Below are 24,518 nucleotides of genomic sequence, written 5' to 3' on the forward strand. Positions count from 1 at the left end.
AACCCTTACTATTAATATAAATGCAGTACAAAAAAATCAATAATCTTTTAGGCTGGCTTTGCTTTGTTATAGCTTCAATTACCTACATTTTAACATTAGAACCATCCGTTAGTTTTTGGGATTGTGGTGAATTTATTTCATGCGCCTACCGCTTACAGGTAGCCCACCAGCCAGGTTATCCAGTTTTTGCCATGTTGGGCAAGCTATTTTCATTGCTTTCATTCGGCAATAATGCTAAAGTACCTTATTACACCAATATGGGTTCGGCTATTGCAAGCGGCGCCACCATTATGTTTTTGTTTTGGACGATTACCGCGCTGGCCAAAAAATTACTGCTTAACAAACGCGATGATGAAGTAAGCCAAACAAACCTGGTTATGATCATGGGCGCGGGCCTGGTTGGCGCATTGGCATTTACCTATACCGATACATTCTGGTTTTCGGCGGTCGAAACTATCGTATTCGCTTTATCATCCTTATGTACAGCCATTGTATTTTGGGCAATTTTAAAATGGGATGCCCATGCCGATGAAAAAGGCGCTGACAAATGGTTGGTCTTTATAGCTTATGTAATGGGGTTATCCATAGGTATCCACCTGTTAAACTTATTAACTATACCGGCTTTGGCCATTGTTTATTTCTTCCGCAGGAGTAAAAAAGTCACCGTTGGCAACGGTATACTTGCGTTTCTTGCGGGTATAGTTATTCTTGGCCTGGTGCAGTACGGTATCAGGGGGTACACTATTAAATTTGCCGCTTATTTTGATCTTTTCTTCGTAAATACGTTAGGAATGGGCTTTGGCAGCGGCGCTTTCTTTTTTATACTACTGATAGTGGCCGCGCTGGTATCGGGTATTATATATAGCATCCGCGCTAAAAAGCCAACACTTAACCTTGCATTGTTATGCCTGGCCTTTATTTATTTTGGTTACGGCTCATTTGCATATATCCCTATTCGGGCAACCGCAAACCCCGATTTAAATAACTCGCACCCCGATAATGCTTTTACACTTTATGGTTACTTAAACCGCATTCAATACGGTGAAAACCCTTTGTTGTTTGGACAGTTTTACGATGCGCAGGTTACCGAACAAAAAGAAGGCAGTATCATTTACCGTAAGGGGGACACAAAGTATGAAAACGCGGGCAAGAAAATTGAAACGGTTTATGATCATACCACCATCCTGCCACGCATGTACAGCACCGATCCTCAGGATGTACAGTTTTACAAAGAGTGGCTGCGTATTCCCGAAGGGCAGGCGCCAACCTTTGTAAACAACCTGAGCTGGATGTTTACCTGGCAAATGTACCAGATGTACTGGCGCTATTTTTTATGGAACTTTGTGGGCCGCTACAATGATGCCGACGGGCAGCAAAGCATGGTTGCCATTGATGGTAACTGGACAACCGGAATATTTGATGGTGGCAGGCATTTGCCAAAATCGGTTACGGGCGCGGTTACCTATACACCGCTTTATGCGTTACCGCTTATCATTGGTTTAATAGGCGCTGCCTATCATTTTAACCGCAAAAAGAAAGACGCACTGGTAGTGCTGCTGCTTTTCTTTTTTACAGGCCTTGCCATTGTGTTATATGTTAACCAGGCCAATGTACAACCACGCGAGCGTGATTACTCCTATGTTGGTTCCTTTTATGCCTTTGCTATCTGGATTGGTTTAGGTGTAATCGCAATTGCCGAAAGTGCGCGCAAATTTATCGACGGCAAAACCGCGGCAATTGCTTCAACCGGGCTATGTTTATTGGCTGCGCCAACGTTAATGGCCAGTAAAGAATGGGGCGCCCATGACCGTTCAACAAAAATGACGCCGCATGATATGGCATATAACTACCTGATATCGTGCCCTAAAAACGCCATTTTATTTACTTATGGCGATAATGACACCTACTCGTTGTGGTACGATCAGGAAGTTGAAGGCATTAGGCCTGATGTGCGTATCGTGAACCTGAGCTTATTTACAGGCGACTGGTACATCCGCCAGATGCAAAAGAAAATGAACGAATCGGATCCGTTGCCTATTACCATGCCTTATGATAAATATAAGGAAGGTGTACGCGATGCTATTTATTATAGCGACCGCAAATTAGATGGTCCGCAGGAAGTAAAAGAAGTTTTCGACTTTATAACCTCGGATGATAAAGCGGCCCAAACCGAATATCAAAGCGGCGATTTTGGTAATTATTTACCTACCAAAAATCTGAAACTAACCATAAACCCGGACGAGGTAGTAAAAATGGGTGTAGTAACCCCCGATCAAAAAAGCAGACTTGCAAGCGTAATGGATTGGAAATTTCCGCCAAATTATGTAACCAAAGAGAACCTGGCCATATTAGATATACTGGCGCATAACAATTGGAAAAGGCCTATCTGCTTTACCACCACCATTGGCAACGAAAACCTGATTGGTTTACAGCCATACTTGTATAAAGAAGGTTTTACTTATCGTTTAATACCTTTCCAAAAAGATACAGCGGTACATGATCAGCTAAGCAAAACCAACACAATGGTGATGTATAATAATGTGATGAACAAGTTTAAATTTGGTAACTTTAAAACGGCCAAATATCTTGATCACGAATCAACATCGATGTTTTACCCGGTAATGACCACTACTTTTACTGATTTGATCCAAAACCTGATGAAAGAAGGGCATAACGATCTTGCCTTAAAAGTACTGCACAAGTATGATCAGGAAATGCCCGACATCAATCCTTATATTGACGTAGCCGGCCGTAAGATATTTTTAATACAAATGGCATTTCAATTAAATGATGTGGTATTAGGTACCAAGATGGCAAACCGCCTTGACGACTATGTCACCGACCAGCTTGATTACAATTATCATTTATTGACTACAAACGATAATACCTTGAGTACCCGCGATGTGCAGATTGGATTGCAGATATTAAATGGTATGACCGATTTTGTAAAAGAAAACAACCAGCCTGCATTATTTAAAAAATTCGACGGGCAGTTAAAAGATTACGTTAAAAAGTTTTCGCCGCTGTTAGGTAATCAGCAATAATAGAGCCTCACCCAACCCTCTCCAAAGGAGAGGGCTTTTGATTTGCGTGATAAAAGGAAGTTTCTTTTCAAAGAGACTTCCTTTTATGTTTTATAGAACTTTTTTCAAAAATTAAGCTTAGGTATCCTCTGCGATGGAGATTTAGGGGCTTGCTAATATTTTATAAAATTATTATAATCCGGTTCTTTTTTTTATTTTCATAGCCGGTATGCAAATCTGTTTTAAATTACGCTTTAACCTTATTACTGTTCTGTTATTACTACTGGTTTATAACCAGCATGCTATAGCGGCAACTACCCCGGCTGTGCATGTAACGCCAAAACCGGGCTGGTTGAGTGTTTGTAAGCCTTATAACCAAAGGCCGTCGGCCCGTACTATTGAAAAAGGATATTTTTTCGCCCTTTTAGAGCAACAGGTACATGTTGAGTTGCAGGCCAATTACCACCATGTAATTAAAGAGATTGTATCTGAAACCGGCATTCAAAATGCATCCCAGGTTAGTGTAAGTTTCGACCCCAGCTTTCAGCGCCTCGATTTTCACGATATAACGGTGTGGCGTAACAACAAACCAATTAACCGCTTAAATATATCGGCCTTCAAAGTAATTGCCGACGAACAGGATTTATCGAACTTTATTTACCAGGGCAGCTACTCGGCTTTGCTGATCCTGGATGATATCCGCAAAGGCGACAGGATTGAATATTCATATACACTAACCGGCCGCAACCCGATTTTTAACGGCAGGTTTTGCGACGATATCGCTTTTCAATGGTACCAACCTATAGCGCACCAATACACCGTGCTCATCACGTCGGCGCAACGTAAGTTGAATTTTAAGGCTATTAATACCATTCCTAAAGTTGCCATTACCCAAAGCGGTGGTTTAAAACGCTACGAGTACGAGGGCTTCCAGGTATCGCCTGCACATGACGACGATAACCAGCCGGCCTGGTACGAAAACAGGCCGCGCGTTCAGATCAGCGAATTTGACGGCTGGGAAGGCGTTGTGAACTGGGCACTTGGTATTAATCCACCGGCGGTAAACATTAAAGGCGAACTGGCCCAGCGCATAGCCGAGATAAAAGCTAAAACAGCTAACGACCAGGTAAAGTACTTTCGCGAAGCCGTAAAAACTGTACAAAACGAAGTGCGGTATATGGGTATCGAAATGGGGCAATATTCGCACAAGGCCAATAATCCCGAGAAAGTGTTTAAGCAGCGCTATGGCGATTGTAAAGATAAATCGCTGTTACTGGTATCCATGCTGAAGGCCGATGGCATTGATGCGTATATGGTGCTGGTTAATTCCGGCGTGCGTACACATATTGAAGATTATTTGCCAACTTATTACGCATTTGACCACGCCGTGGTTACTGCCAACGTAAAAGGCAAACAGGTTTGGGTTGATGCTACCATTGATAATCAGGGGGGCACAGGTACCGATATTTACTTCCCCAATTATGGTAAAGGGCTGGTATTAAAAGCCGGCAACACATCACTTACCACCATACCGTCATCCCAGGCGGGTAAGGTGATTTTTAATGACATTTACAAGATAAAAAACGACCATGCGCCGGTGCAGTTTACAGTAAAAACTACCTACACCTTAAATGAAGCCGACGATATCCGCAGCCGCCTTGAGTCGACAGGTATGGCCGAAACGGAAAAAAATTACTTGGATTATTATGCAAAAACATATTCAAAAATAGAACAAAAGGACTCGGTAACGGTAGTTGACGATGTGGATAAAAATGTGCTCACAACTACCGAAACTTATATTATAAAAGATTTTTTCAGGGTAGATACCGAAACCAATAAAAAAACGGTTGATCTGTACGCCAATTACATTTCGCAGCAATTGCCATCTTTAAACGGGCGGATAAAGGCTCCCGTATCGCTCAGTTACCCCCTTGATTATGATTACACCATCAGCGTTATTTTAAGCGGTGGCTGGGACATAACCAACCGTACCAATGCCATTGCAAGGGATTACTATAAATTTTCGTCGGATTACACGTCGTCGGGCGATACATTATTGCTGAACTATAAACTGGCTTACCTAAAGGATAATGTACCTCTTAACAAGATGGACGAATTTAAAGGCGATATCAAAAAGCTTAATAAGGATGGTTTAAGCTACAGCTTCAGTTATGGAACCGTGGATGAACCGGCTTCTAACGTCAACAATTCAATGGTTATTTTTGCCGGCTTCCTGGTGGTTGGCTTCATATTTTTGAGTGTATGGTTTTACCAGCGCGAAACTCCAGCTATTGTTTTTAGTTACGGTTCAACATTTAAGCCCATTGGTGGCTGGCTTATATTTGTGGCCATAGGCCTTGCTGCAACCGCGCTTACTGTGAGTCGGACTATTTATAATGCCAATTATTTTGATACGGCTACCTGGAATACTTACACTGCAAGCAAATACGGTTTTAATCATAAGCTTTTGCTGGTTGTTGGGGCCGGTGGCAATATTATATTGATGATGCTGGCTGTTTTTTGCCTTATACTATTATTAAACAAGCGCGATATATTGCCTAAAGTTATTACCGGCTACTTTTTGTTTACTTTAGGGTTTGGCATTCTTTTTTACCTCATATCCTTAACGGTGCATAACAGTAAAGTTGCTGCTCAAGCGTTGAACTTTTTAACCAGGGCATGTATTGTATCTGCCATATGGATCCCTTATTTTAAAAGATCGACCCGGGTAGAGGATACTTTTATAGTACCTTATCCGCCTTATAATTACAGCTACGAAGGGCCGGTTCATGCAAACGCCGAATCGCGGGATTAAATGGGCCCTTGCTGCAAAGGCAACAAATATTAATATACCGATACTTTAGCGTTAATTACCCCGTTCAGGCTATTGAAAATCATTTATTTATTCTATGGCACAAAGTTTCATAGATTTACCACATTTAGCTTGCACGGTCGGTCAGGTGGCGGCAATAAAATTTTAATTCAACCGTAATTAGGGATTTTTAGAATAAATTTGATCAAATAATTACCCAGGCCAATGAAATTTCAACAGTTATTAGAAGACGTAAAGAAATATGTAATATCTTATTTTGATGCCTACCAGGATCCCAATTTAATATATCATGACCTTCAGCATACTAAAGATGTAGTAGCCGCCGCTACCAAAATTGCCAACCATTATCAGCTTAGCGACGAAGATTTTTTTGTTGTGGTAGCTGCCTCATGGTTTCATGATACCGGATATTTCACCGATAAGGCCGATCATGAAGCAAAAAGCATTAGCATAGCCGAACATGAACTTAAGCAATTAAAGGTGGCTGATGCGGTAATTGAAAAAGTAAAGGGCTGTATCCTGTCTACCGAAATGCCACAGAAACCGGTAGGGCTGCTGCAGGAAATTATATGCGATGCCGATCTTTTCCATTTAGGGACCGATGATTTTAGCGACCGCAGTAAGCTGGTACGTAAGGAGATAGAAAAGGTAAAAAACATTGTACTTGACAAAGATGTATGGCGTCAAAAAAGCATCGAGCTGCTGCAATCGCACCGGTATTTTACAGATTATTGCCGCCTGCTACTTGCCGATCAGCAGCAAAAAAACCTGGATAAGTTATTAGGCAAACAAGCGCTTGTAAAAGAAAAAACGCCGGTAATGGCCGTGCCCGAAGAGAATACCGTAATTGATGTAGAAGAGGATAGGCCCGATATCGAAAAGCATGGCAAAAAGCATAAAGGCGATAAACCTGAACGCGGTATCGAAACCATGTTTCGCATCAGCTCAAGCAATCATCAGCGGCTGAGTGATATGGCCGATAACAAGGCCCATATAATGATCACGGTAAACTCCATTATTTTATCGGCCATTATTAGTTTGGTGTTGCGTAAAATTGACGAGCACTCCAACCTGTTGGTGCCAACTTTTATGTTGCTGGCAGTAAGTTTGCTTACCATCACGTTTTCTATATTGGCAACCCGGCCATCAATACCTGACGGTATATTTACACATGAGGATATTGAAAATAAAACCGTCAATCTTTTGTTTTTCGGTAATTTTTACCGTATGTCTCTCGAAAAATACAGCGAGGGAATGGTAAAAATGATGGACGACAGCGACTTTTTGTATGGCAGCCTTATCCGCGATAATTATTCGCAAGGGGTGGTATTAGGCAAAAAATACCGGTTGCTGCGTGCTTCTTATAATATATTCATGTTCGGCCTCATCATTTCGGTAGTCGCGTTCATTATTTCGACACTGATCTAAAGCGGCAAAATTATACCGCTGCAAAAACATCTACACTATGGATCACTATTCTTTTTTTGACAGAGACCTGAGCTGGCTGCTTTTTAACGAACGGATTTTAATGGAAGCCGAAAAAGATACCCTGCCATTGATGGAGAGGGTGAATTTTCTGTCCATATTTTCTTCCAATTTAGACGAGTTTTATAGGGTGAGAATGCCGGTTTTGCTGGCTTTACACAACCTGGCCAAACATGGCAACAGCGAAAAGGAAGATGTATTGCTGGAGGCCCAGGAATTGATAGGCCATCATCAGCAAAAATTTGGGCAGACTTTTACCGGCGAGATCATTCCCTTGCTAAAGAAACAGGGAATCAACCTGCTTTTTAATGAACCGCTGCCAAATGTTATTGCCGATAAGGTAAGCGATTATTTTTACAGCCAGGTAATGGCTTTTTTGCAACCGATAGACCTGGCCGATACAAAAAAGAACTTTTTTCCGGAAAATAACCGCTTGTACTTTTTGGTGACCCTGCAAGGTGATGGTAAAACCGAACGCAATGTAATTCTGAACATTCCATCAAACCAGTTACCCAGATTTTTTAGTATTAATGCTGATGGCGGGCAATTCATCATTTTTCTGGATGACATCATCAGGCATAACCTGGATAAATTGTTTAAAAACGAAGTGCTTACCGGGTGTTACAGTATAAAGATAACCCGCGATGCCGAGCTTGACCTGAACGACGAGTACCATGGCGACTTATCGGAACAGGTTGAAAAACAATTATTGAAGCGCGACCTGGGAATTGCAACCCGCTTTTTGCATCAGCCGGGAGTTCCTTTGCGCACCTTACATTTTATAACGGATAAATTTAACCTGCAAAGCTCAAGCGTGGTTGAGGGGGGAGTGTACCATAACCTTAAAGATCTATCAGGGCTGCCTGTTAATAATCCCTCGCTTCGTAATACACGGTGGGCGCCAATAACAGGTTATCAGGTAAACGATGCGGGATCGTTGTTTGATCATATCGAAAAGCAGGATTATATTTTTCATGCGCCGTATCAATCCTACAATACCATCCTCCGTTTTTTTAATGAGGCCGCTACCGATATTTCGGTTAAAGAGGTATCTGTTACCCTGTACCGGGTAGCAAGCGATTCGCGTATAGTAAATGCCTTAATAAGTGCCGCAAACAATGGCAAAAAGGTGCAGGTTATGGTTGAATTGAAAGCCCGCTTTGATGAAGCCAACAATATTAAATGGGCCAAAAAAATGAAGGCTGCGGGCGTAGATATTATTTACAGCAACACAGCTTTAAAGGTGCATGCCAAAATTGCACTGGTAAAACGGCATATCGATGGCCGCGATAAATACTCAGGATTATTGGCAACGGGGAATTTTAATGAGAGCACCGCGGCATTTTACACAGACCATATTATGATGACGGCAAATCCATCGTTACTGCGCGAAATGGAGTTGTTGTTTATGTTTTTAGCAAAGGGTAAAAAATCGGCAGAGGCTTACCCAATTGATTTTAAGCATCTGCTGGTAGCTCAGTTTAACTTACAACATCGCTTCTTAAACTTAATTGACCAGGAAATTGCTAACGCAAAARAAGGTATCCCGGCAGCCATCACCATAAAGCTGAATAACCTGGAAGAGCGTAAACTCATATCCAAACTATATGAAGCATCGCAGGCCGGGGTTAAAATTTCGTTGATAGTACGTAGCATCTGCTGCCTCATTCCCGGTGTAAAGGGATTGAGCGAGAATATTAACATAAGACGCATTGTCGACCGGTACCTGGAGCATGGCCGTATTTTTATTTTTCACAATAATGGCGATGAAAAAGTTTTTCTTGGTTCGGCCGATTGGATGAACCGTAATATTTACCGGCGGATAGAAGTTTGTTTCCCGGTTTATGATGATCACATAAAGGCCGAAGTTTTACAGCTGATTGATTTTCAGCTTAACGATAATTTACAGGCCGTTATACTTGATGACCGGCTACGGAACATAAAAGTAAAACCGGGGGCACAAGTGATACAATCGCAAAAGGCAATTTATGAGTTTTTAAAAACGAAACTAAACAACTAAGGATATGCACAACAAAATGATGAGTATTATTGCGGCCGCTATATTATTAAGCATTTCCTGTGCTAATAAAACAGGTACGCCAGGCTATGATAGCCCTAAAGGATACAACCTAAACAAACCGGTAAAATATTATATGCCTGATGGTTTGCTCGAAATTTCGGGCATAGCCTTTAACAATGGCAAAAGCGATTCTGTTTACGCCGAACAGGACGAAGACGGGAACATTTATTACCTTAAACCGGGCGATAAGCAGGCAAATTATAGCAAATTTGGCAAAAAAGGCGATTACGAAGACATCGCTATTTGCCATAACCAGATAATCATGTTGCGTAGCGATGGGGTACTATATACATTTCCTTTTAGCCAGGTACGGAATAAGGAAGTTCCCGATGTTCAAAAATTAGAGGGGCTGTTGCCCCAGGGTGAGTACGAGGGGATGTACGCCGATGAAAAACGCGGCCTTGTATACCTGTTATGTAAACATTGCGCCGATGACAAAACCACTAAAAGCAGCAGCGGTTATATTTTGGCTTTACAGGCCGATGGCACATTTAAGCAAAGCAGTGGTTTTAGCGTAAATGTAAAAACTATAGAACAGGTAACCGGTAGAAAGAAAATTAGCTTTCACCCATCAGCATTAACTAAAAATAATAACACTAACGAATGGTACATTTTATCATCAGTTAATAAAATGCTGGTGGTAACCGATAGTAACTGGAACGTAAAAGCAGTGTACCCGTTAGATCCCGCCATTTATAACCAACCCGAGGGAATAGCATTTGACGCGCAGTATAACCTCTATATCTCTAACGAGGGTAGCAAAACGGCTGCCGGAAATATTTTAAAATTCAATTACAGTAAATAAGCACATGACGAAAAGGACTAAACTGGTAGCGATTCTATTAACAATTATTAGCACTATTGGTTATCAAACGTGTTTTGCTCAAAATGTTGATGTGGATATCTTAAAAAGCATTAATCCACAAAATCCTACTTCGTCTTATTGGCATAATACAAGTACATCGGCTTATTACATGGCAGGTGCGGCTTCGTTTGGTACTTTAATATACGGATTAGCAAGCGGCAATAAAACAGCCAAACAAAATGGTTTAGAAGCAGTAATTAATTTAGGCGCCACTGAACTTTTTACTTACGTTGTTAAAACCTCCGTAAATCGCACCCGGCCAGCAGATAGGTATCCAAACGAAATTTTTGTTAATTCACCAACCCATGGCGAGTCATTTCCATCGGGGCATAGCAGCCTTGCCTTTGCTACTGCTGCAACTATCTCTATACAATATCATAAATGGTATGTAACTGTACCTGCTTATTTATGGGCTTCGTCTGTAGGATACTCACGCATGTACCTGGGTAAGCATTATCCGTCAGATGTGCTTGCAGGCGCGGCTATTGGCATCGGCACGGCATATGCAGGCCACTGGCTTAATCAAAAATTGTTTAAAAAAAACACGGCAATTCATGATGGCCATTACTAACGGCCACAGCTTTTTTGGGGTCATTCGTTATATTTAGACCGCGGTCACCGTTATACTTTGCACCAGGCCAATGATACAGGATGTTTAATTACAAATCCGTTACTTATCAATAGTGCTGATAGTTATACCTTTGATGGACGGAAATTATTTACCGGTGAAATTTAAAATCTCTCCGGTAATGTTGTAACAATAAGATATCACCTGCGTGGAAAAGCTATGCAAATGTTAAATTGCAGGGGAATACAAGGCCTGAATAGTTAACTTATCAGGTGGTTATAAAAATTATTGCGGGGCGTTCCGAACGATGCCGGATCCACAATAATCACCTTGATTAGATTTTAATAAAAGGTAATTTAAAAAAATGCACACCGAGGTACTCAACATAAGTAAAAATGATTGCAATGTTTGCCAGGTTGAAACCTGCCTTACGTTTGATCCTTTTGTGGCACATTTACAAGAGCGTGTAAAAACAGAAAAGACCCTTAAGGCCGAATTTTACAAATACGTACTCAATAAATTTGAAACAGAACTCTGTATTGATCTGGAGGTAAACCCCGATTATGCTGAAATGTACAGGGGGACGCTGGAATTGATTTACAGCATACTTACGCCACCTATTTTAAATGAAAAAGAGTTTTTTTGGGCCTTGAGCACTGCCGTGCCCGAAAAAATATTTTTCAGTACCGATGCTTTTTTTGATTTTCATTCCAGCCACCATTCTGGCCTGTATGGCATGAATATGCCCGGCCAGGAGCTATTTGCCCAGCGGCAGAAACGCTTTATTTATAACCTGATACTGGAGCGGATGTATGGGTTTAGTACAATACTGCGTAATGAGCTGCTTTACAGCTATATAGATCCAGATACCAAACTTACCCGTTATTATAGCATTTTTACAAATTCGGAATTTGTTAATGTAGTATTAAAAGGTGAATTACCTGTTTTGAGCCTGGAGGTTATTGAGCCTTATCTTAATGATTTTGAGGGAGTTGATGTGCTTGAAAGGCTTTTGCCGTTGTCGAATTTTAAATTTGAAGGTTTCACTGTAATCACCTTAACCGATGTTACACTGCCCCATGCTATGGAAAGCATCAGGAACGAGTTGGTTAACCATTCCAGCAACGAACCCGAGCAATATGAACATATTATCGGTTCATTAAAAACCCTTTCTGAAGATCCGGCCATTGAGTTTGGGCTGATGCCTTTTTTAACCGTAAATAACCACCCGATATTTGATACGGATGACTGTTCGCAAAGCGTGCTCATGTCGGTGGCAAAGGAATATGGCCTGGCCGAGGAAACCTTTTTAACCATTGCCGATGACTACAACAAAAACCCCAAGCCCATATTTTTTAATTTCATTAACGACGAAAAAACGACAAAATATCCTTTTTTGAAGGTGCTGAAACAATCGGGTGTTAAATCATACGGCATTTTCCCTGTTTATTACAATAAAAAAAATGTGGGTATCCTTGAAGTTTATGCCTACAAAGAAATAGCGTTTTATGAAAAGCTGCTATCAAAGCTGCAAACCGCTATGCCGCTGATAGCGCAATTACTCCAAAATAGCATCGATCAGTTTAATGACCGCATCGAGCGGGTAATTAAGGACAAGTTTACGTCGCTACAGCCGTCTGTTCAGTGGAAATTTAACGAAGTGGCCTGGGAATATCTTAAAAAAGGCAATAAAAGGCGCAAGAACCAGGAGATAGAAACGGTTGTATTTGACAACGTTTACCCCTTATTTGGCGCGATAGATATCCGCAATTCCACCGTTGAGCGCAACACCGCCTTGCAGGATGATTTGAAAGCTTTCCTGACGCTGGTTATGAAAACCTTAACCACGTTAAAAAAACACATCCACCTGCGCCTTATTGATAACCTGGTATTTAAATGCGATGAATGGCTGCAAAAGGTTAGCGGCTTTATTACCACAAACGACGAGCTTACGCTGGATGGTTTTGTAAAGGATGAGCTAAATCCATTCCTGGAGCATTTCAGGCAGAATTATCCTGACGAAAAACCGGTGATAGATAAATATTTTGCCGCGCTGTCCGAAGATACAGGCTTGTCATTTGCCAACAGGCGTAACCTGGAAAACTCCATGCAGGTGATCAATAATAGCATCAATCATTACCTGGAGGTAGCACAGGATGAAGTACAGGAATCGTATCCGTGTTATTTCGAAAAATTCAGGACCGATGGGGTTGAGTATGATATTTATATAGGGCAATCCATTGCGCCATACAGGGCATTTGATTTGCTTTACTTAAAAAACATCCGTTTGTGGCAATTACGGTCGATGGCCGAAATTGCAAGGATCACCAACTCGTTAATTGACCATATTTCGCACCCGCTGCAAACTACCCAGCTTATTTTTATCCACTCAAACCCTATACAGATCAGTTTCAGGAATGACGAACGGCGGTTTGACGTAGAGGGCGCGTATAACATCAGGTACGAAGTGGTGAAAAAGCGTATAGATAAAGTATTGATAGCAGGCTCTGTTGAACGTCTTACCCAACCCGGTAAGATAGCCATGGTGTATTTTAATGCCAATGAAGCAGTAGAATACCAGCAATACATTAAATTTCTGCAAGATTCGCATATATTGAATAATGATCTTGAATACCTCGACCTTGAAGAATTGCAGGGGGTTACCGGGCTAAAAGCATTAAGGGTAGGGGTGAATTATGAATTTAAATCATAAAACAAAATTGTGTATTAAACTATTGTGTACTATGCATTATTAGCTTATCACTTTGAAAATTACATGCCTCAAAAAGTTGGTTAAAAATTTATTGCTGCTATCAGCAATCATATGTACAATTAATGTCCATGCGCAAGCGCCGGGCGATAGCATTAAACTGGTTATTGAGCCGGAATATAATAAAGTGAGCGGCACACATCGTTTTTTCCTTGGCGAAAATTACCGGAAGCTATGGGCAACGCCGGTAAACCTACGCGTCTTTCACCTGTCGGCCGAAAAAGGGGGCTTAAAAATTCTTCAAAGAGGAGGGGGCCAGCAAACCAAATCACTGCGCCTGCAAGACCCAACCGGGCAGCAATGGGTGTTAAGAACTATTCAAAAATATCCCGAAAAAGGACTGCCGCCAAATTTGCGGCAAACTGTAGCTAAAGATATCCTGCAGGACCAGGTATCAGCCGCACACCCGTTTTCGGCTTTAACGGTGCCGCCTTTGGCTGCGGCATTGGGCATACCACACTCCAATCCCGAAATTGTTTATGTGCCCGATGACCCCGCTTTAGGCGATTACCGGAAAGATTTTGCAAACCAGGTTTTCCTGTTTGAAGAAAGGGAGCCGCTGGATGCCGAAAAAACCGACAACACCGATAAGGTGCAGCGTAAGCTTCAGGATGATAATGATAACCGGGTTGATGAAAAAACAGTATTGCGCGCCCGCCTGCTGGATATGTTACTGGGCGACTGGGACCGGCACGAAGACCAATGGCGCTGGGAAAAACTGGAAGGCGAAAAAGGGACTACTTATGAACCCGTTCCGCGCGACCGCGACCAGGTTTATTACAAAACATCCGGGCTGTTTCCGTGGATAGTGGCGCACCAATGGCTCAAATCAAAGTTCCAGGGCTACAGCGGCGAAATAAGGGACATCAATGGCTGGAATTTTAACGCCCGGTATTTTGACCGTTATTTCCTGAATGCCCTAAGCGAAGACGACTGGAAAGAGCAAATAGCCTTTGTGCAAAACAAACTAACCGACAACCTGATAAAAAGCGCGGTTAAACGGATGCCCGACACCATTTACAAACTATCGGGCCCCGAAATCATCGGCAAAATGATTGCCCGCAGGAACATACTGGATAAGCAGGCTATGGAATACTACCGTTTTATAGCCAAACAGGTAGAGATACCGGCAAGCGATAAAACAGATAGGTTTACTATTAGCAACGAAGCAGGCGGCAACCTTACCGTCACTATCAACAAAATTAAAAAAGATGGCAGCGTTGATAAAATAACCTACAAACGCACCTTTAAACCGGATGTAACCCAGGAAGTAAGGCTATACGGTTTTGCAGGCGACGACCAGTTTGTGGTTACAGGCAGCAATCCATCACCTATAACGGTGCGTATGGTTGGCGGTGATGGGGTAGATAGTTTTTATGTAGATAAAAACTTGCACAATAAAAGCAATCTGTATGTATATGACCGGTCGGACCGGCAAAATAAGTTACCATCATCTTCGGATGCGAAGATTCGTACTTCTACGGATACAACGGTAAACCAATACGATAAAAAGAGCTTTAAATTTGACAGGTTTGAGCCTATTGTACTGGCCAACTACAGTCCGGATTTAGGAATTTCGCTGATAGGCGGTTTTTCTTACGAGAAACAAGGCTTCCGTAAAGAGCCCTATGGCTTCAGAAATGAATTTTTGGTTAATTATAACCTGGGCCGGCAATCATTTATGCTCATTTATAATGCTATCTGGAAGAAAGCCATAGGCAACAATGACCTGGGTATTAACATCAGGTCATTGGGGCCACATAACCTCAGTAATTTTTTTGGTATAGGCAACAATACAGTTTTTGAAAACGAAGGCGATAAAGAAATAAGTTACTACCGTAACCGTTACGATTTTGTTACGGCCAACATATCCTTAAGCCAAACCAATCATAACTGGCAGTTTAGCGAAGGTATTGCCGGGCAATATTATAACAGCAAGGCATCCAATAACAACAATCGGTTTTTAAGCGGCTATAACCAGGCCAACCCCGATCAGCATGTGTTCGGCACAAAATTTTATACCGGCATACTGGCCAGTGCCAGGCTGGATACCCGCAACAAGGCAACCATCCCCACAAAAGGTGTTTTATGGAATACCACTATTGGCGGCTATACCGGCTTAAGCAAAAATAGCCACAACACGTATGGCCAAATCCTTTCAGAGTTTAGCTTTTACCTTAATCCCGACCAGGATTCGGTATTGGTGATAGCCAACAGGACCGGCCTTGGCACTACGGTTGGCAACGCAACATATTTTCAGCTAATGAAACTTGGCGGCGCGCAAAACTTCCGCGGTTTTCATACCAATAGGTTTACAGGTAAAACAATAGCCTATAATAACCTCGAATTACGCCTTAAAGTACTTGATTTTACATCATACCTGCTCCCTGGATCATTTGGCGTTATCGGCTTTAATGACGTAGGCCGCGTTTGGGTACCTGGCGAAAAATCAGATCAATGGCATGACGGTTACGGCGGTGGATTATATGTTATACCGGCACAGTTGGTATTAATTGAAGCCGTGATGGGCTTTTCAAAAGAAGGATCGTTGCCTTATATTACTATAGGGTTGCGGTTTTAGAGGCCTCACCTAAACCCTCTCCAAAGGAGAGGACTTTAAAAAGAAAGTATCATCAGATAAAAAATAAATCTTAAGCACGCAAATCAAGAACCCTCTCCTTTGGAGAGGGCAGGGTGAGGCTTTACAACAACAATATGTCTATCTGGTGCGCATGTACCATATTAACCACCGGCGACCATGCGAATACTGTAAACCTGCCATCCTGCGAGGCTACCAATGCAATGGCATCCTTTTGATCGAACACAAATTGCGCGGCCGACAAATGTCTGGTACCGCCATTTTGCGCCGGGTGGATCACCCTGGTAGAGCAGCCAACAACAGGCTCGGTTACCACAATCTCTTCTACACGGGTGCTTTTTGAGGAGCGGCCTATTTTGGCCCCAAAGGCCAGTAATTCATGTTTATCGTTAATTACTGTTGCGCCATCTATGGATGTTAACCCTCCAATGGTATCAACAGCGCGGCGCAATTTTTCCTGCCAGGGCGTATGATATTTTTCAATCCCCTGGTGTATCATCAAATCGGTAAGGCCAGAAAATGCCGGGGAAACCGGGTAGGAGATAGGCTGGATGATAGATTCCAGCCAGTCGTCGCTGCCGGATGGCACCACCAATAAAATGCCGCCGCGTTTGTGGGCCTGCATTGATGCAGCTAACTGTACCAGCACATTCACCGGGTCGTTCCATGACGATGGCAGGGTAAAATCAAGCATTGATGTAAGTATGTTAGGGCAATCGGATAGGGTAGATCCATTTTCATCAACAACCTTTATTTCATCGCCTTTTAAAATGGCAATGTTTAAAAATTTACCAAAGCCATCAACCCGGCGGTGTTTTATCACCAATAGGCCCGGCTCAATTACTTCCAAAACAAAGCAATAGGCGGGTATGGCCAGGGTTGTTCCCCAAACATAAAGTTCACCATCCTCTATACAAACACCGAGGTGGATGCCCGGCTGCTGTACTGCCGACGCGAATTTAGTAAGGATATTGGGCGCCAGCTTAATTTTATGGCCAAACAATAAAGGTTGCCCGGCACTTTCGGGCGGCAAAAAAGCAAGCGTAAACTTTGGCGAATAACCTTCTTCGCGGCGTAAACTTGCCCAAAAAGATAAATCTATCAGGGTTTCAATGGTTTGTACATCAGGCGTAAGGCCAAGTTCGGCAGGGTTATCAGCCGCTATTGAATGAAAATGTTTAAAATGCCGTTCAATTGCCGGGGCAATTTTGCGGGCTGCTTTATATGTTGGTTCAGAGGTAACTGTCCTTGATTCCATGCTGTTTTTAAGATGATGCCTGCCTGTGTGGCCGGTTAAAAAGATTGTCTACCAAAAATAGGTCATAAAAGCCGCCAACACAAACAAATGCCTCAAAATTGCAATCGGCGGATAATTGAGGTATATCCGCTTTATAAATACTTGCCAGGCTTTTTCGCGGTGCTTCCCGCAAAACATAATTGCCTCGTACCTGTTGGTATCCCGTCGGGAAATTTGAGCCGCATCTTTAAACAGCCGGCGGGCAAATAATTTATTTTTACTTTTGCGGCATGGACAACACCAGTGTTGCTAACAGGGCTAAATTACGTACCGGCATCAGTATTTTCTTCTTTATTTCCGGGTTTGGTTACTCGTCCTGGGCATCGCGCATTCCCTCTTTGCAGCAACAACTACATTTAAATGAAGCGGAACTGGGCGCAGTATTATTTGCCCTGCCAATTGGCCTGATGCTTACCATGCCCATCACCTCCAAAATGCTCAGGCATTTTAGCAGCCGTAGTATCATGTTTGGGGGTGTAACAGCATTTACATTGTTGCTTTGCCTGCCGGGTTTTACGGCTTATATGTGGGAGCTTATTTTGGTATTGTTTTTTATAGGCTCCACGCGTAATGTCATAGCTATAACAGTAAACGCGCAGGCGGTGGGTGTGCAGGCTATGTATGATAAACCTATCATGGTTACTTTTCACGGCATCTGGAGCCTGGCGGGTTTCGCCGGTGCTGCGGTTGGCTATATTATGGTTTATTTTAACGTTTTGCCAACCTATCATCTTATTGGTGTAAGCGTTGTCCTTTTTATCCTTACACTTTGGTCTTACCCCAGCACGCTGGAGCAGGCCCCATACGGACAAAGCAGTACTACCGTTTTCTCGTTCCCTGATAAAGATCTCCTCAAATTCGCGCTCATCGCTTTTGCCTGCATGGCCTGCGAAAACACGATGTATGATTGGAGCAGCATTTACCTTCAAAAAGCCCTGCATGCCTCCAAAGCTACCTCGACGGCAGCTTTTGTAGTGTACATGTTTTTCATGACGCTTGGCCGCTTTACCGGCGATAAAATAGTGGCCGCCACCAGTATTAAAAAAGTACTCAATTTTAGCGGCATATTTATTTTACTGGGCTTTTTAATGGCTGTGCTTTTGCCTTACATCTATACCGCTTTTATCGGTTACGCTATGGTTGGGTTGGGTATTTCGTGTGTAGTGCCCCTGGTATTCAGTATGGCCGGCAAATCCAAAACACTAAAAAGCGGGCAGGCGCTGGCGGCTATATCTACCGTAAGCTATCTTGGTTTTTTAATAATCCCTCCATTTGTAGGTTTTGTAGCGCAAGCCGCAGGTTTACGCTGGGCCTTTGGTATAGTATCGGGCTTTGGCGCACTTATTATAATGATGGTAGCCCGCATCAAAGAAGAAACCGAACCCGACGAAGTTTTAGCATAATTCATTTGGACGTTGCCCAAATAATAGCGGCGGGACAAGGGTTCAAATTCGAAAATCAAGCTTCCCGGTTTAGACAGAAAAATCCTGCAAAATCCTTCAATCGTGTCAAAACATTATTCCCGCAATTTTATTGGTTATATTGAATAATAAAAATGTTAGCATGAATCAAACTCCATCGTTAAAAGATCAATCGGCCCTGGTAACAGGCGCCGATAGTGGTATAGGCAAAGGCGTTGCCCTGGCATTGGCCGCTGCAGGCGCCAAAGTAGTAATCAATTACGCGCATAACCATGATGCCGCCGAGGACGTTGTGGAGCAAATAATAGCTTCAGGCGGCGAGGCTTTTGCTGTACAGGCCGACGTAAGCCATGAAAACGAAGTACAAGTCATGTTTGCGCAAATGTTTGCCCGATATCATACCATAGATATATTAGTAAACAATGCCGGGCTGCAAAAAGATTCCAAATTTGTGGATATGACGTTAGACGATTGGAATAAGGTGATCAGCGTTAACCTTACCGGCCAGTTTTTATGCTCGCGCGAAGCCGCCAGAGAATTTATCCGCAGGGGAGTGGTAGAAGAAAGGAGCGTGGCCGCCGGCAAGATCATTTGTATGAGCAGTGTACATGAAGTAATTCCGTGGGCCGGGCATGTTAATTACGCGGCAAGCAAAGGTGGTATCAGTATGTTTATGAAGAGTATAGCCCAGGAATTGGCCCCCCATAAAATAAGGGTAGTAGGCATTGGGCCGGGAGCTATTCAAACTCCAATCAACAAATCGGCCTGGGAAACACCCGAAGCTTTGGATAAACTGCTTACCCTGATACCCTATAACCGGATTGGTAAACCTGATGATATTGGCAAGCTGGCAGCCTGGCTGGCATCAGACCAGGCCGATTATATAACCGGCATCACCATATTTATGGATGGCGGCATGACTTTATATCCCGGATTTGCCGATAATGGTTAATTTGATGCAAATAAATTGTAAATATAACGGTTTAGTAAGTTGCTAAACCGTTTTTTGTTGCTATTTATAGCTATAGATATTGTAAATTATACACTAAGCTAATTGCGAAAAATTAAATTTTATACGTCAAATTGACTGTTATTATTAAATATTCATAAAAATTAAATTTTAGTTGCCAAATTAATAACAATATCATACTTTTGTTATGGATTTAAAATTTAACACAACATGAAAAAGATATTCTTAACAACCGCAATTGCCGCTTTATTAAGCGTTAATGTATTCGCTGCCGATGGTGGTAAAAAATCTGACGGTGGTACCAACGTATCATACATCGCTTTACATGGTTTTACTGTTGACTTTGCTGATGCAACAGATGTAAACTGGACAGTAACTAAAAATTGCCAAAAAGCATCGTTCACTGTTGATGGTGTACGTAAAACAGCTTTTTACAACCTTAGCGGTGAGTACCTTGGTGTGACCCAACGCGTTGACACTAAAGCTATCCCTGCCAAAACAATGAAACAAATCAGCAAAGAATACGCTGGTTACGAAATTGGCGAAGTAATTGTTTACCAGGCTAACACCGATGTTAATGCAAACATCGATGCTACTTCATACTTTGTTGATCTTAAAAACGACAAACACGAAGTGCTTGTAAGGATAACCCAACAAGCAAACCTTGAGTTTTTTCAACAAGTGAAATAAATTCCTTAAAAAAATCACAACTATTACAAGCCATTCTGGGTATTCCAGGGTGGCTTTTTTTATTTCAACAGATTTAGCGCCGCAGGATTCAAATAAATTAAATGTTGTCCTTGTTGTAAAACCCGCGGATTCTGAAAGGGTAATGACGGTAAAAAATAAAAGACTGTCATGCTGAGGAACGAAGCATCTATTCGCGAATTTTTCTATCGGTCATGCATAGCTGACAGATCCTTCGTACCTCTGGATGACAGGGAAATTAACTATGTCATGGGTAGTCAACCAGCCAAGAGCTTAATAGGTTTTAGTTTAGCTAAACCGATTTATGTGTCATTTTTTCTTTTAGATATTGTAAATTATACACTAAGCTAATTGCGAAAAATTAAATTTTATACGTCAAATTGACTGTTATTATTAAATATTCATAAAAATTAAATTTTAGTTGCCAAATTGATAACAATAGCATACTTTTGTTATGGATTTAAAATTTAACACAACATGAAAAAGATATTCTTAACAACCGCAATTGCCGCTTTATTAAGCGTTAATGTATTCGCTGCCGATGGTGGTAAAAAATCTGATGGTGGTACAAACGTATCATACGTAGCTTTACATGGTTTTACTGTTGACTTTGCTGATGCAACAGATGTAAACTGGACAGTAACTAAAAATTGCCAAAAAGCATCGTTCACTGTTGATGGTGTACGTAAAACAGCTTTTTACAACCTTAGCGGTGAGTACCTTGGTGTAACCCAACGCGTTGACACTAAAGCTATCCCTGCCAAAACAATGAAACAAATCAGCAAAGAATACGCTGGTTACGAAATTGGCGAAGTAATTGTTTACCAGGCTAACACCGATGTTAATGCAAACATCGATGCTACTTCATACTTTGTTGATCTTAAAAACGACAAACACGAAGTGCTTGTAAGGATAACCCAACAAGCAAACCTTGAGTTTTTTCAACAAGTGAAATAATTCACAAAAATACCCTCATACAGGCCATCCCAATTTATTGGGGTGGCTTTTTTATTTTATGATAATTGTAATAATTAGATTTTATCAAACAACTTGGCTGTTTATACCTTTATAAAGTATTAGTTAATATATTTTATAATTATTATGCCAAAGACCATTATCGTATCTAACCGGTTGCCCGTAAAAATCTCTAAAACTGATAACGACTACCATTTATCATCAAGCGAGGGAGGATTAGCCACAGGTTTAGGTTCAATTTATAAACAAGGTGATAATGTATGGATAGGCTGGCCCGGTGTCGAAATTACCGAACAGCAGGATAAGGATGCTGTAGCCCAGCAGCTAAAAGAGTTAAGCCTGGTACCCGTTTTTCTGGATCAGGAAGAGATCAATCAATATTATGAAGGCTTCTCGAACGAGGTTTTATGGCCCGTTTTTCATTATTATGCATCTACCTATTCCACCTACAAGCAATCAAACTGGGATTACTACCAGGCCGTAAATAAGAAATTCAGGGATGTAATACTAAGAGTTGCCGAACCTGGCGATATTATCTGGATTCATGATTATCAATTGTTGCTGCTGCCTGCACTGGTAAGGCACGAACTGCCCGATGTTTCTATCGGATTTTTTCTGCATATCCCTTTCCCGTCGCATGAGATGTTCAGATTAATTCCCTGGCGGTCGGAATTATTAGAAGGAATGCTTGGCGCCGACTTGATTGGCCTGCATACTTTTGACGATGTTAGGCACTTTTTAGGGGCCACAACCCGTATTTTGCCGGTAACATCATCATCAAATATCATAGCAACTGGCGAGCGTTCCATTGTAGTTGAATCGTTCCCGATGGGGATAGATGAAAAAAAATACGCGTCGCTACCGTTACAGGACGAAGTAAAACACCAGGTAGAACTGATCAGGAACAACTTTAAGGACACAAAGCTAATATTGTCTGTTGACAGGCTTGATTACAGCAAAGGTATTTTGCAAAGGCTTGCCGCGTTTGAATTATTGCTGCAATTATGCCCCGAATGTATTGAGCGTATTGCCCTTTACATGATAGTGGTGCCATCGCGCGATACAGTGCCGCAGTATGCGCATCTGCGCGATGAAATAGATAAAAAGGTGGGCAATATTAATTCCATTTACCGCACTATGGATTGGAGCCCCATACATTATTACTATCGTTCGTTTCCCATCGAAACGCTGTCGGCCTTGTATACCACTGCCGATGTATGCCTGATAACCCCAATGCGCGACGGCATGAACCTGGTAAGTAAGGAATATGTAGCCAGCCGAATTAATGATGATGGCGTGCTGATTATGAGCGAGATGGCAGGTGCATCTAAAGAATTAATTGATGCTATAATTGTAAACCCTAATAATACCGGCGAGGTATGCAGGGCCATATTACAGGCCATTAACATGCCATTGGATGAGCAAAAAAAACGGATGATCCCTATGCGGCAGTTAGTGGCTAAATTTAATATTACGCACTGGGTTAAAATATTTATGGACCGGTTAAAGGAGGTTAAACTCATGCAGCGTTCCTTGCAAACCAGGCATGTAAGCAACACTACCGAGCAATCCATCATCAACCGCTATAGTAAGACCAAAAAGCGTATAATTTTTTTAGATTACGATGGTACGCTGGTTGGGTTCAGATCAAACATTGAGCAGGCCAACCCGGATAAAGAACTGTACAGCATCATCCAAAAGCTAACCGACGACCCAGCCAACCAGGTAGTGCTCATTAGCGGCCGGAAACATGAAAACCTGGACGAGTGGTTTAACCATACAGATATGTACCTGATAGCCGAACATGGCTCCTGGTTTAAACAACCAGGCACTACCTGGCATAAAATAGCAGGCCTGACCGACCAGTGGAAACAAGATATTTATCCATTACTGGAAACCTATGTAGACCGTACCCCTGGCTCGTTTATTGAAGAAAAAACATACTCGCTGGTGTGGCACTACAGAAAGGCCCAGGCTGGCCTGGGCGAGCTTAGGGCAGGGGAGTTGATGAATAACCTCAAGTACCTGGCCAGCGATAAAGGATTACAGCTGTTAGCAGGGGATAAGGTACTGGAAGTGAAGAATATGGATATTAACAAAGGCAAAGCAGCTTTAACACTCACAGAAGGTAAAGACTACGACTTTGTAATTGCTTTTGGCGATGACTACACCGACGAGGACATATTTAAAGCTTTGCCCGATAGCGCCATTACCATTAAGGTAGGCAGTAATTTATCGGCAGCTAAATTTTACCTCCGAAATCCGCTGGAAGTAAGAAAACTGCTGACCAGCTTCACCAAACAATACGTAGGGCAGGATTCAGGAATTTTGCAGGATTAATGCGAATTTCAGATGTGCAGATTTCAGATTCCAAATGTGCAAATGACTGGTAAAAAGTATTGTCAACTCTGAAAGGGAAATGACGTTCAATAAGTAAATTCTCATCCTGAGTTGTAAAATTTCGCGAAATTTTGAAGATGGAAATGACATCGGTTAATCCCCAATGTCATGCCGTCCGTTAGCTAACGGATCGGCACCCCACATGCTAAGTGTACTTCATGCGGGCCACCTGTCCTGTGGGATCCTGACCCGTTAGCTAACGGACGGGATGACTTCCGTTTTTCAACGTGTCATGGGTAGGTACGAAGGATCTATTCGCGAACCTTTCTATCGGTTATGCACAGCCGATAGATCCTTCGTACCTGCCATTGACACATTATGCAGCAGTTTGATTTTCAACCAGTTGCACATTGTGCTTTTTAGCTAATCTTTTCAATGATGCCATCTCTCTTTTCTTTAGTTGCTCTTCATAACGCTTAGTTCCCTCCTCCACGTACGCGGTTCCTTTGGTTAATGTATTGTAATAGGCTATAGCCAGCTTTCTGGCACCTGCTTTTATGGCTATTCCCGAATCTTTCCGGCCG

The 24,518-nt window shown here is 42.2% G+C and carries 14 protein-coding genes and 1 pseudogene; 13 read left to right on the top strand and 2 right to left on the bottom strand.

Features of this window, described 5'->3' with window-relative positions; genetic code table 11:
• Positions 1-20: 20 nt before the first annotated feature.
• The 8 genes from AC1DXF_RS10105 to AC1DXF_RS10140 all read left to right on the top strand — a co-directional run bounded on the left by AC1DXF_RS10105 (position 21) and on the right by AC1DXF_RS10140 (position 16,205).
• Positions 21-3,044 carry a glycosyltransferase family 117 protein gene (locus AC1DXF_RS10105; RefSeq protein WP_477448182.1) on the top strand — a complete coding sequence of 1,008 codons (3,024 nt, stop codon included), beginning with the start codon at positions 21-23 and terminating at the stop codon, positions 3,042-3,044.
• Positions 3,045-3,252: 208 nt separating this feature from the next.
• Entirely contained in the window at positions 3,253-5,838 is a 2,586-nt protein-coding gene (locus tag AC1DXF_RS10110) for a DUF3857 domain-containing protein (RefSeq protein ID WP_477448183.1), read from the top strand.
• 222 nt (positions 5,839-6,060) lie between these two features.
• Entirely contained in the window at positions 6,061-7,284 is a 1,224-nt protein-coding gene (locus AC1DXF_RS10115; RefSeq protein ID WP_477448184.1) for a Pycsar system effector family protein, read from the top strand.
• Positions 7,285-7,321: 37 nt separating this feature from the next.
• Positions 7,322-9,361, top strand: coding sequence for a polyphosphate kinase 1 (ppk1, locus tag AC1DXF_RS10120; RefSeq protein WP_477448185.1), 2,040 nt, complete (start codon positions 7,322-7,324; stop codon positions 9,359-9,361).
• Positions 9,362-9,365: 4 nt separating this feature from the next.
• Positions 9,366-10,226, top strand: a complete 861-nt coding sequence (locus tag AC1DXF_RS10125; RefSeq protein WP_477448186.1) for an SdiA-regulated domain-containing protein — start codon at positions 9,366-9,368, stop codon at positions 10,224-10,226.
• A 4-nt stretch (positions 10,227-10,230) separates the two neighbouring features.
• Positions 10,231-10,857: a phosphatase PAP2 family protein gene (locus AC1DXF_RS10130; RefSeq protein WP_477448187.1), complete on the top strand. Its 627-nt coding sequence runs from the start codon at positions 10,231-10,233 to the stop codon at positions 10,855-10,857.
• Between the two features lie 361 nt (positions 10,858-11,218).
• Positions 11,219-13,567, top strand: coding sequence for a GAF domain-containing protein (locus AC1DXF_RS10135; protein WP_477448188.1), 2,349 nt, complete (start codon positions 11,219-11,221; stop codon positions 13,565-13,567).
• Between the two features lie 52 nt (positions 13,568-13,619).
• Positions 13,620-16,205 (top strand): BamA/TamA family outer membrane protein, encoded by a 2,586-nt coding sequence (locus AC1DXF_RS10140; RefSeq protein ID WP_477448189.1) that lies wholly within the window; start codon positions 13,620-13,622, stop codon positions 16,203-16,205.
• A gap of 121 nt (positions 16,206-16,326) precedes the next feature.
• Here the strand turns inward: AC1DXF_RS10140 and AC1DXF_RS10145 are convergent, their stop codons facing one another.
• The gene (locus AC1DXF_RS10145) at positions 16,327-17,481 is read right to left on the bottom strand and encodes a putative sensor domain DACNV-containing protein (protein ID WP_477448190.1); all 1,155 of its coding nucleotides are present in this window, start codon (positions 17,479-17,481) and stop codon (positions 16,327-16,329) included.
• 269 nt (positions 17,482-17,750) lie between these two features.
• Here AC1DXF_RS10145 and AC1DXF_RS10150 point away from each other — a divergent pair, with 269 nt between their 5' ends.
• The 5 genes from AC1DXF_RS10150 (at position 17,751) to AC1DXF_RS10170 (ending at position 23,934) form a co-directional block, all read left to right on the top strand.
• On the top strand, positions 17,751-18,923 hold the full coding sequence (locus AC1DXF_RS10150; protein ID WP_477448191.1) for an MFS transporter: 1,173 nt from the start codon (positions 17,751-17,753) through the stop codon (positions 18,921-18,923).
• A gap of 160 nt (positions 18,924-19,083) precedes the next feature.
• A complete protein-coding gene (locus AC1DXF_RS10155) occupies positions 19,084-19,893 on the top strand; it encodes an SDR family oxidoreductase (RefSeq protein WP_477448192.1) in 810 nt (269 codons plus the stop codon).
• A 228-nt stretch (positions 19,894-20,121) separates the two neighbouring features.
• On the top strand, positions 20,122-20,601 hold the full coding sequence (locus AC1DXF_RS10160; RefSeq protein ID WP_477448193.1) for a hypothetical protein: 480 nt from the start codon (positions 20,122-20,124) through the stop codon (positions 20,599-20,601).
• Between the two features lie 495 nt (positions 20,602-21,096).
• A complete protein-coding gene (locus AC1DXF_RS10165) occupies positions 21,097-21,576 on the top strand; it encodes a hypothetical protein (RefSeq protein WP_477448194.1) in 480 nt (159 codons plus the stop codon).
• Positions 21,577-21,720: 144 nt separating this feature from the next.
• Positions 21,721-23,934, top strand: coding sequence for a bifunctional alpha,alpha-trehalose-phosphate synthase (UDP-forming)/trehalose-phosphatase (locus AC1DXF_RS10170; protein ID WP_477448195.1), 2,214 nt, complete (start codon positions 21,721-21,723; stop codon positions 23,932-23,934).
• 376 nt (positions 23,935-24,310) lie between these two features.
• On the opposite strand, the pseudogene AC1DXF_RS10175 reads toward AC1DXF_RS10170, so the two are convergent.
• A pseudogene (locus AC1DXF_RS10175) lies at positions 24,311-24,518 on the bottom strand (hypothetical protein); the annotation flags it as partial.

This window comes from Mucilaginibacter sp. P2_A5, from assembly GCF_056404995.1.

Coding starts and splice junctions, on each gene's coding strand:
- AC1DXF_RS10105 (WP_477448182.1), top strand. CDS start 21: ATGCAGTACAAAAAAATCAATAATCTTTTAGGCTGGCTTTGCTTTGTT.
- AC1DXF_RS10110 (WP_477448183.1), top strand. CDS start 3,253: ATGCAAATCTGTTTTAAATTACGCTTTAACCTTATTACTGTTCTGTTA.
- AC1DXF_RS10115 (WP_477448184.1), top strand. CDS start 6,061: ATGAAATTTCAACAGTTATTAGAAGACGTAAAGAAATATGTAATATCT.
- AC1DXF_RS10125 (WP_477448186.1), top strand. CDS start 9,366: ATGCACAACAAAATGATGAGTATTATTGCGGCCGCTATATTATTAAGC.
- AC1DXF_RS10130 (WP_477448187.1), top strand. CDS start 10,231: ATGACGAAAAGGACTAAACTGGTAGCGATTCTATTAACAATTATTAGC.
- AC1DXF_RS10135 (WP_477448188.1), top strand. CDS start 11,219: ATGCACACCGAGGTACTCAACATAAGTAAAAATGATTGCAATGTTTGC.
- AC1DXF_RS10145 (WP_477448190.1), bottom strand. CDS start 17,481: ATGGAATCAAGGACAGTTACCTCTGAACCAACATATAAAGCAGCCCGC.
- AC1DXF_RS10150 (WP_477448191.1), top strand. CDS start 17,751: ATGGACAACACCAGTGTTGCTAACAGGGCTAAATTACGTACCGGCATC.
- AC1DXF_RS10155 (WP_477448192.1), top strand. CDS start 19,084: ATGAATCAAACTCCATCGTTAAAAGATCAATCGGCCCTGGTAACAGGC.
- AC1DXF_RS10160 (WP_477448193.1), top strand. CDS start 20,122: ATGAAAAAGATATTCTTAACAACCGCAATTGCCGCTTTATTAAGCGTT.
- AC1DXF_RS10165 (WP_477448194.1), top strand. CDS start 21,097: ATGAAAAAGATATTCTTAACAACCGCAATTGCCGCTTTATTAAGCGTT.
- AC1DXF_RS10170 (WP_477448195.1), top strand. CDS start 21,721: ATGCCAAAGACCATTATCGTATCTAACCGGTTGCCCGTAAAAATCTCT.